10 protein-coding genes and 1 tRNA gene are annotated in these 9,078 nt (G+C 36.6%); all 11 read left to right on the top strand.

Annotation, left to right across the window (positions count from 1 at the left end; genetic code table 11):
• Positions 1–231 (top strand): hypothetical protein (locus NC818_03530; protein MCM8783832.1); only part of this gene is annotated, 231 nt, incomplete at its 5' end.
• A 124-nt stretch (positions 232–355) separates the two neighbouring features.
• Positions 356–431 (top strand) — tRNA-Pro (locus NC818_03525).
• A 19-nt stretch (positions 432–450) separates the two neighbouring features.
• A complete protein-coding gene (acsC, locus tag NC818_03520; GenBank protein MCM8783831.1) occupies positions 451–1,788 on the top strand; it encodes an acetyl-CoA decarbonylase/synthase complex subunit gamma in 1,338 nt (445 codons plus the stop codon).
• 85 nt (positions 1,789–1,873) lie between these two features.
• Positions 1,874–3,823, top strand: coding sequence for an ASKHA domain-containing protein (locus tag NC818_03515; protein ID MCM8783830.1), 1,950 nt, complete (start codon positions 1,874–1,876; stop codon positions 3,821–3,823).
• Positions 3,820–4,557 carry an AAA family ATPase gene (locus tag NC818_03510; GenBank protein ID MCM8783829.1) on the top strand — a complete coding sequence of 246 codons (738 nt, stop codon included), beginning with the start codon at positions 3,820–3,822 and terminating at the stop codon, positions 4,555–4,557. Before NC818_03515 ends, NC818_03510 begins: the two co-directional genes overlap by 4 nt.
• Before the next feature lie 84 nt (positions 4,558–4,641).
• The gene (locus tag NC818_03505) at positions 4,642–5,601 is read left to right on the top strand and encodes an acetyl-CoA decarbonylase/synthase complex subunit delta (GenBank protein MCM8783828.1); all 960 of its coding nucleotides are present in this window, start codon (positions 4,642–4,644) and stop codon (positions 5,599–5,601) included.
• Positions 5,602–5,838: 237 nt separating this feature from the next.
• The gene (locus NC818_03500) at positions 5,839–6,612 is read left to right on the top strand and encodes a dihydropteroate synthase (protein ID MCM8783827.1); all 774 of its coding nucleotides are present in this window, start codon (positions 5,839–5,841) and stop codon (positions 6,610–6,612) included.
• Positions 6,613–6,651: 39 nt separating this feature from the next.
• Positions 6,652–7,488, top strand: coding sequence for a 3-methyl-2-oxobutanoate hydroxymethyltransferase (panB, locus tag NC818_03495; GenBank protein MCM8783826.1), 837 nt, complete (start codon positions 6,652–6,654; stop codon positions 7,486–7,488).
• 53 nt (positions 7,489–7,541) lie between these two features.
• Positions 7,542–8,177 (top strand): ribulose-phosphate 3-epimerase, encoded by a 636-nt coding sequence (locus NC818_03490; GenBank protein ID MCM8783825.1) that lies wholly within the window; start codon positions 7,542–7,544, stop codon positions 8,175–8,177.
• 53 nt (positions 8,178–8,230) lie between these two features.
• Positions 8,231–8,548, top strand: coding sequence for a DnaA/Hda family protein (locus tag NC818_03485; protein MCM8783824.1), 318 nt, complete (start codon positions 8,231–8,233; stop codon positions 8,546–8,548).
• 55 nt (positions 8,549–8,603) lie between these two features.
• The gene (locus tag NC818_03480) at positions 8,604–9,053 is read left to right on the top strand and encodes a GatB/YqeY domain-containing protein (GenBank protein MCM8783823.1); all 450 of its coding nucleotides are present in this window, start codon (positions 8,604–8,606) and stop codon (positions 9,051–9,053) included.
• The last annotated feature ends 25 nt before the right edge of the window (positions 9,054–9,078 follow it).

The following is a 9,078-nucleotide window of genomic DNA, read 5'->3' as shown; positions in this document are numbered from 1 at the left end:
TGGCAGTTGGTAACCCGAGAAGTTGATAAGGAAACTGCTAAGAGAAAATTGTTAGATTTAATTAAAAATGAATCAAAATTAGAACAGATAGACATTGCTCTTGATTTATTTACCCAATATTATGCCTCTCCACGGGCAGATACAGAACAACCTGTTTTATGCCAAAGCGGTATAGGTTTTTATGATCCGGTATTGTTCCTTGATACCTCAAGCCAGTTTTTTCCACATTAAATTTCTCCCAAATTTTTCTAACTAATAAATTTCCTTGTTTTTTCTCTTGCTTAGATATATAATTTTGTAACAAAAAGTTATTATATTTAACCATTTAACTATTTAACCAGTCAACCGCTTATTTCGGGGCGTGGCGCAGTTTGGATTAGCGCGCTTGAATGGGGTTCAAGAGGTCGACGGTTCGAATCCGTCCGCCCCGATTTATTTAAGTGAGTTAAAATGGCTTTGACGGCATTAGATATTTATAAATTACTTCCTAAAACAAACTGCAAGAAATGCGGTTCTCCTACCTGTCTTGCCTTCGCCATGCGTTTGTTAACCAAGAAAGGCTCAATTGAGGAATGCCCTTATGTTTCTGAAGAGACCAAAAGAATCCTTTCGCAAGCCACAGAACCTCCAATAAGAACTATAACCGTGGGTAGGGACAATAGAAAGATAGAATTAGGAGGGGAAACAGTGCTCTTTCGTCATGAAAAGACTTTTTATCACCCCCCAGCAGTTGCTATTTCTTTAAAGGATAATTTATCGGACAAAGAATTAGAAAATAATTTATCTAAAATTAATTCTCTTTGTTTTGAAAGAGTAGGACAGGAATTAAAATTGGACATGCTTGCTCTTTGTCAAACTTTGGAAAATAAAGATAGTTTTTTGAAACTGGTAGAGAAGGCTTCTCAAAAAAGTTCCTTAGGAATTATTCTTATAACTAGTGATAAATTGGCTTTAAAAGAATCAATAAAAATAGCTAAGGATTTAAGACCAATTGTTTATTGGACTAAAAAAACAAATTCCGATGAACTTATAGACTTGGTTAAAGAAGATTCACTTCCCATCGTGATTAGTGGGGGGTCTTTAGAAAAAACTCTTTCTTTGGCAGAAGAAGTGGTTAACAAAGGTTATAGGGAATTGATTCTTAATGCCACTGCTGAGAATATTGGGAAGACCTTGCAGAATCTAACCATTTTAAGAAGATTAGCAATTTTAAAGAATTTCCGCCCCGCAGGATTTCCTCTTATTTGTTTTGCTCAAAACAAAGATAATAAGCTAAGTACCCTTGAAGCAGGAACATATATTTCCAAATATGCAAGTATTGTGGTTGTAGATTTTGTGGATTTTGAAACCCATTTGGCCCTTCTTACTTTGAGACAGAATATTTTTACTGACCCCCAGAAACCGGTTACTGTCGAACCAAAACTATATGGAATTGGTTCACCCAATATTAACTCTCCGCTTTTAGTAACCACAAATTTCTCTTTGACTTTCTATACGGTTGCCCCGGAAATAGAAAATTCTAAGATTCCCTCTCATCTTTTAGTAGTGGATACTGAGGGGATGTCGGTTTTAACTGCTTGGGCTGCAGAAAAATTTACTGCAGAAGCAATTACTCAAGCGTTGAAAAGATTGGAATTAGAGAGAATGCTTTCTCATCGAAAGATTATTATTCCCGGTTATGTGGCAGTTTTAAGTGGAAAACTGGAAGAAGAGTCTGGTTGGCAGGTAGTAGTTGGCCCAAAAGAAGCCTCGGGAATCCCCAAGTTTCTAAAGCAATTGTATAGTTAGCTATTGATTTGTATTTAAGGAAAACCGTTTTCTGTCAAACTTGACTGTTTAACAACAAAGCGGATAAGCGGTGGACGATAAGGTAATGGAATCCTATAGAGTTACTTTCTCTCCTTATAATAAAACAGTAGAAATTTCTAAAGCCACAGATTTACTCTCAGCAGCTCTAAAAGCAGGAATTAAGATTTTTAATTCCTGCGGTGGAGAGGGTGTTTGCGGTCGGTGCAAGGTGATTATTAAAAAAGGAGAATACAACACTGAGTTTAGTGGGAGAATAAGCAGTGAAGAAAGGAAATTGGGTTATGCCCTTGCCTGTAGAACTACCCCTAACTCAGATTTAATTGTAGAAGTTCCCCCGGAATCACGTATCGAAGAAATAGAAATTCTTACTGCGGAATTAAAAGCGGAGCGTTTGGTTGGTCTATATACCCCTCCTGAAGAGATAGAAAAAGTTCCCTCTGTAGGAAGAAGAATTTTTACTCACAGTCCCCTTGCAACAAAAATTTATCTCGAACTTCCTCCTCCCACACTTCAGGACAATATTAGTGATTTGGAAAGACTTTATCGCGAATTGCGCAAAAATCGTGAAATTCCTATAATGCAAACAGGTCTTGCAAATTTGCGAAATCTGGGGAAAATTTTGCGTGAAAGCAATTGGAGAATTACGGCAATCTTAGGAAACCGCAATCGCACTACAGAAATAGTAATTATTGAACCTGGCGATACTACAAGAATAAATTTTGGGATTGCTTTAGATGTAGGGACTACGACGGTAGTAGCTTATTTAGTAGACCTTAATACTCAGGAAGTTTTGGGAGCCAAGGCTTCTTACAATCGTCAGATAGACTTTGGTGAGGATGTGATTTCACGTATTATTGTAGCTGAATCGTCTCACGGACTGGAAAAATTGCACCATGCAGTAGTGGATACAATAAATGATTTGATTCAAAAGTTAGCACAAGACCACGGCATTAGTCTCAATGATATCTATGCAGTAACTGTGGCGGGTAATACTACAATGATTCATCTTTTGCTTAAAGTTGACCCCATATGGATTAGGAGAGAACCCTATGTTCCTACTGCCAATTTTATTCCGGTAATTAGAGCGGTAGAAGTAGGAATTAAGATTCATCCTCGAGCCTTACTTTCTTGTATTCCGGCTGTTTCCAGTTATGTCGGCGGAGACATAACGGCGGGAGTGATTGCTTCCGGAATGCATAAGAATAAAGAAATTTCTATGTTTATAGATTTGGGAACAAATGGAGAGATTGTTTTGGGAAATCATGATTGGTTAGTGTGCTGTTCTACTTCTGCGGGGCCATGTTTTGAAGGGGGAGGGGTCAAATGGGGAATAAGGGCAATGAAAGGAGCAATTCAGAGGATAGAAATTCGCAAGGATAATAAAGTTAAAATTTCTACTATTGGTGATACAAAGCCAAAAGGAATTTGTGGGTCAGGGATAATCGATGTTGTGGGTGAGCTTTTAAGAAATGGGTTAATTGAACGTTCTGGAAAAATTAAATTAAATGGAGACAAGCGTATAGTTACAGGAGAAGAGATAGAGTTTATCATCGTCTATAAGGACGAAACCGCAGTTTCCCAAGATATAACTATTACTGAATCAGATATAAAGAATGTAATTCACTCTAAAGGCGCCATATATACGGGAGCAGAAGTTCTGCTAAAACATACTGGGCTTTCTTTTGAAGATGTAAAATACTTTTTCATCTCCGGAGGATTGGGGACATATCTGGATATAGAAAAAGCAGTAATGATTGGATTATTGCCTGATTTGCCTCGTGAAAGATTTATCTTTTTGGGTAATTCTTCTCTTACGGGTGCAAAGATTTGTTTACTTTCTCAGGAAGCTTATGAAGAGATAGAAAGTATTGCCAGGAAAATGACCTATATTGATTTAAGCACCAACGCCGAATTTATGAACAATTATAGCGCCTCTTTGTTCTTACCGCATACAGACATAGATAAGTTTCCATCAATTAAGAAGATTCTTTCAAAACAAATAACTAAGTTATGAGTTTAAGGATTGCTTTTTCTGGAAAAGGTGGTTCAGGTAAGACAACGTTGGCTGCATTAACTATAAAATTCTTTATTGAAAGAAAATTGACTCCTATTTTGGCTGTAGATGCCGATCCAAATTCCAACTTAAATATTGCTTTGGACTTGGAACTTACAGAAACAATTGCTGATGTAAGAGAGGAAGTATTAGAAAATAAAACCGATACGAGGGAAACAAAGAATGAGTTTGTTTTTCGAAGGATAAATGAAATTTTGGTAGAATCTGATAAAGTTGATTTACTGGCTATGGGACGTCCCGAGGGGCCGGGATGCTATTGTGCAATAAATCATCTTTTGAGAGAATACTTGAGTAAAATTTCGCGCAATTATAAAGTTGTGGTCATAGATACCGAAGCAGGAATGGAACATTTAAGTAGGAGGACTACCGACGATTTAGATATTTTATTTATCGTTGCAACAATTGATCCTGTTTCCCTTACTGCTTCCTTTCGTATTCAAGATATTACCCAAAAGTTAAAATTAAAAATAAAAAATAAATATCTTATCTTAAATCGTTTCAATTCAGCATCTCCTGCATTTGAAAAATTTGAAAAAGAGAGTTTAAATCTTTTGGGGACAATTCCTGAAGATGAAGAATTAAATTCTTGTTGGAAAGAAGGAGGGTCAATAATAAAGATAGAAAATTCAATTGCCTTTCAGAAATTAAGTGAGCTCTTATTTAAGTTTATTTGATTTGTTCTTCTAAAATTTTTCTTCGTAGAATATTGCCCATATGATAAAATAAATTTAGGTAATTTATAGAATAAGGGAGTGGTTATGGAAAAGGTAGTAGAGAAATGGTCGGGGAGAGTAAATGAGATAGTTATTGGAGCAACTTCCCAAGAAAGAGGGACAAGAAAGAATGTTATAAAGGTCGGAGGAGAAAATACTTTACCCTTCTTACATTTCGAAGGAGAAATCATTAACCCGCCAGTAGTAGCGATGGAAGTTTGGGATACCGAACCCGAGAATTGGGTTGAATCTCTTAAAGAAGAATTTAAGGGTGTCATTAAAAACCCTGTCGATTGGGCAAAAAAAGCAGTAGAGGAATTTGGCGTAGATTTGCTTTGTTTGAGGTTATTTAGTACTCATCCTGACGGAAAGGATGTTTCTCCTCAAGAAGCAGAAAGAACTGTGGAAAAAGTATTTAAAAATATAGAAGTTCCTTTAATTATCACGGGAAGCGGTGCTATTCAGAAAGACGGCGATGTTCTTTTGAGAGTTTCAGAGATAGTAAAAGGAGAAAATTGTCTTTTGGGTATTGCAGTGCAGGAGAATTATAAAATAATCGGAGCTGCCTGTATAAGCGGAGGGCATTCTTTAATCGCAGAGACCCCTATCGATGTTAATTTGGCAAAGCAATTAAATATCCTACTTGCGGATATAGGTTTTTCTTCCCGGAGGATTGTTATACACCATTCAACCGGAGGCTTAGGATATGGTCTTGAATATACCTATTCAGTTATGGAAAGAACAAGACTTGCTTGTTTAAATGGAGATAAAATGCTTTCTCAACCAATGATTAATTTCGTGGGGCAGGAAGCATGGCGGGCTAAAGAAGCAAGAATATCTGAGATAGAAGTTCCTTTATGGGGAAAGCAGAAAGAAAGGGCGGTTCTCTGGGAGGCAGCTACAGCCATTGCTTTTCTAAATGCTGGAGCAGATATTTTAGTAATGAATCATCCGAAGGCGATCAGTTTGGTAAAAGAGACCATCAGGGGATTGATGGCTCATTAAATTTGAAATTCGGATATCGAAATTCCCGCCTATAGCAGACAGGCGAAACAGTTTTATGACAAGTCCTATACGATGATAAACGAAACCAGGAATATCTTTTTTTTGAATTTTTGATTTTTGTATTTTGAATCTATTTGGGGTTGAAAGGGTTGAGTTTAGAATTCGAAATAAACTGGGGATTTGTTTCGGATTTTGGATTTCGTGTTTCGGATTTACAGAATTACACGGAGGTATGAGGTGTTTATCATTGGAGAGCGCATTAATGGGATGTTTAAAGATGTTGCGCAGGCAATTGAAAAGAGAAATAAAAAATTTATTCAAGAATTAGCCTTGAAACAGATAGAAAAAGGAGCAAACGCTTTAGATGTCAATGTTGGGACAGCCGTTGATGAAGCTGTTTCTGCCATGGAATGGTTGGTAAGGGTTATTACGGAGGTAACCGATGTCTCTCTGGCAATAGATACAACGAAATCGGCTGTAATGGAAAAAGGACTGCAATTTTGCAAGTCCAAGCCGATAATTAATTCCACATCTGCAGATGAGGAAAAGTTAAGTATCTCAATTTCTCTTGCCAAGAAATACAATGCTTCTTTAATTGGGCTTACGATATCCAAAAAAGGGATACCTTCTGATGCGAATATGCGTTTAGAACTGGCATTGAATATTCTCAATAAATGGCAAGAAGAAGGATTGGATTTAGAGGATTTGTATATCGATGCGGTGGTTCTTCCTGTGAATGTTGCTCAGATGCAGTGTCCAGAGGTTTTAGAGACCATTCGCCAGATAAAACTGTTATCTCAGCCTTCCCCGAAAACAATTTTGGGTTTAAGTAATGTTTCTCAAGGGACAAAATACCGTTCTTTAATAAATCGTATTTATTTGGCAATGGCATTAAGTTGTGGGCTGGATGCTGCCATCCTTGATCCCTTGGATAGTGAGTTAAGGGATGTAATACGCACTGCAGAGATACTTTTGAACAAAAAAATCTATTGCGATTCCTATCTAAAGTAATAATTGGTTAATTAGTTAAAAGGTTAAATGGAGGAGAAAATGGATAAAAAAAAGATGACTATTCCTGATATTATGCAGATGAAAATAAAAAAAAATAAAATTACCATGCTTACTGCCTATGATTTTCCCTTGGCTTCTTTTATTGACAGAGCAGGAATAGACATAATCTTGGTAGGCGATTCTTTAGGGATGGTTGTTTTGGGCTACGAAAGTACTATTCCCGTGACGATGGAAGAGATGCTTCATCACGCAAAGGCAGTAAGAAGGGCAGTAAAATATGCTTTGTTAGTAGGAGATATGCCGTACATGTCTTTTCATAAAAGTAAGGAAGAAGCAATTTACAATGCTGGAAGATTTATTAAGGAAGCAGGTTGTGATGCAGTGAAATTAGAGTATTATCCAGGGGTGATTGAAATAACTAAGGCAATTGTTTCTGCAGGGATTCCGGTTATGGGGCATATTGGACTAACTCCACAAACTGCTGTGCAATTGGGAGGTTTTAAAGTTCAGGGAAAAGATGCAGAAACAGCGCGTGCCTTGAAGGAAACTGCGATTAGTTTTGAGAAAGCAGGCTGTTTTAGTATTGTTTTGGAATGCATTCCTGACAGCGTTGCTAAAATTATTACTGAGGAACTAAAAATTCCTACCATAGGTATTGGAGCGGGTTCTTATTGCGATGGTCAGGTTTTAGTTACTCACGATATGCTTGGTTTGTTTGAGAGATTCTTGCCAAAGTTTGCTAAACAATATATCAACCTTGGTTCTAAAATTATAGATGCTGTTAAAAATTTTAAAGAGGAAGTAGAAAAAGGAATTTTCCCTGGAAAAGAACACTCTTTCTCTATGCCTCTTGAAGAGTTTAAGAAAATAAAATAGTTTAAATTGCTAAATTTACTGTTAACTGTAAACATTAGACTGTAAACTTTTATATGAAGGTTGTCCCTGCCATTCTGACTGATGACCCAAAAGATTTAGAGATAAAGATTCGTCAAGCTGAATCGTTTAGTGATATTGCTCAGATTGATATAATGGACGGTAAATTTGTGCCTTCAAGGAGTGTTACTGCAGACGCTTTAGCAAGTATAAAGACAGGACTTTTTTTAGAAGTCCATCTCATGGTTGATTATCCCCTAAAAGAGATTATCCCTTTTAAAAAAGCAGGTGTAAAGAGGATTATCTTCCATTACGAAGCAAAGGACGATTCTCAACAAGTGATAAGAAGCATTCGGAAGGAGAAGATAGAAGTAGGGTTGGCAATTAATCCTGAAACCGATTTAGTAAAGATAGAAAATCTTTTGGATAAAATAGATATATTGCTTATCATGGCAGTTAATCCTGGTTTTTACGGAAGTAAATTCATCCCAGAAGTTTTGAAAAAGTCTTACTTACTTCATTCAAGAAAGAGAAGTTATTATATCGGTTTAGATGGCGGAATTAAGGTTGATAATATTAGGATAGTAAAATCTGCAGGTGTAGATATAGCTTATGTAGGGAGCGGGATATTTGGTTCCGGTGTGCCTAAAGATAATTTTCTTCTTTTACTTGAAGAAATAAAAGATGTATAATATATAAGAGATTAAGCTGGTTTTAAACATATAATAAGGGAAGGAGGTGAATAATGTGGACCACACTTGAGTCAAGAATAGATAACCTTTTAAAGGTTATTGATACTCAAGGTGGGGACAGGGCAAAGTTAGATTTTTCTCTGCGTACAGAATTGCTCAAACTCAAGACTGAGATTGCGGGACTGGAATTGCCTTCGGAGGTAATCAATTTTATTGCCGAGAAAGTGGATTCTAATGTGCGGGTTTTAGAGGAAACCTCTACGGATTTAATTGCCTACGCCGTGACTCGTAGAAAACCCATTGATCTTAGTCTTGCCCAGAGATTTTTTGCTAGGCGAAAAAAGAAGAACAGAAACCGTCAAAGAGTTTGAGTAATATTAGTTGCCTTATTATTGAATTTTAAGGAAGGGGTAATTTTTTGTTTTTATGATAGAAGAAAAAATTTATAAAGATTATTTGTTGGCACTTAAAGAAAGAAATAAACACCACATAGAATTTTTAAGCTTTGTTCGTTCAGAGCTTAAGAATTTTGCTATTCAATTAAGAAAAGATAAACTTAGTGATGAGGAAACGCTTTCGGTACTTAGCAAGCAGAAAAAAAGATTAGAAGAGGCGAAAGAAAGCATCGCTAACTCAGGGCGCCAAGAGCTTATTGATAAGGTAGATGAAGAATTAGTAATTCTTAAAACATACCTTCCCCTGCCTTTAAGTGATGAGGAATTGTCAGCGATTGTAAAAAGAAAGATTTTAGAAACCCAGGCGACCTCTTTAAAAGATATGGGTAAGGTGATGAAAGAGGTTTTGGCGGAAGTAGGAGTAAGAGCAGATTCCAAGAAAGTAAGTGCATTGGTTAAGGAAAGTCTTTCCTCGCATTAGTAAATAGCTATACCATACCTCTAAT

The sequence above is a fragment of the Candidatus Omnitrophota bacterium genome (assembly GCA_023819145.1).
GTDB lineage: Bacteria > Omnitrophota > Gorgyraeia > DTHP01 > DTHP01 > JBFWKV01.
The sequence above is the reverse complement of the archived record's forward strand: the minus strand, read 5'-3'. Positions and strand labels throughout refer to the sequence as shown.

What these genes read in the sequence shown, in the direction of transcription:
- panB (MCM8783826.1), top strand. Translation starts at nt 6,652, where the DNA reads ATGGATAAAAAAAAGATGACTATTCCTGATATTATGCAGATGAAAATA.
- NC818_03490 (MCM8783825.1), top strand. Translation starts at nt 7,542, where the DNA reads ATGAAGGTTGTCCCTGCCATTCTGACTGATGACCCAAAAGATTTAGAG.
- acsC (MCM8783831.1), top strand. Translation starts at nt 451, where the DNA reads ATGGCTTTGACGGCATTAGATATTTATAAATTACTTCCTAAAACAAAC.
- NC818_03505 (MCM8783828.1), top strand. Translation starts at nt 4,642, where the DNA reads ATGGAAAAGGTAGTAGAGAAATGGTCGGGGAGAGTAAATGAGATAGTT.
- NC818_03485 (MCM8783824.1), top strand. Translation starts at nt 8,231, where the DNA reads ATGTGGACCACACTTGAGTCAAGAATAGATAACCTTTTAAAGGTTATT.
- NC818_03515 (MCM8783830.1), top strand. Translation starts at nt 1,874, where the DNA reads ATGGAATCCTATAGAGTTACTTTCTCTCCTTATAATAAAACAGTAGAA.
- NC818_03510 (MCM8783829.1), top strand. Translation starts at nt 3,820, where the DNA reads ATGAGTTTAAGGATTGCTTTTTCTGGAAAAGGTGGTTCAGGTAAGACA.
- NC818_03480 (MCM8783823.1), top strand. Translation starts at nt 8,604, where the DNA reads ATGATAGAAGAAAAAATTTATAAAGATTATTTGTTGGCACTTAAAGAA.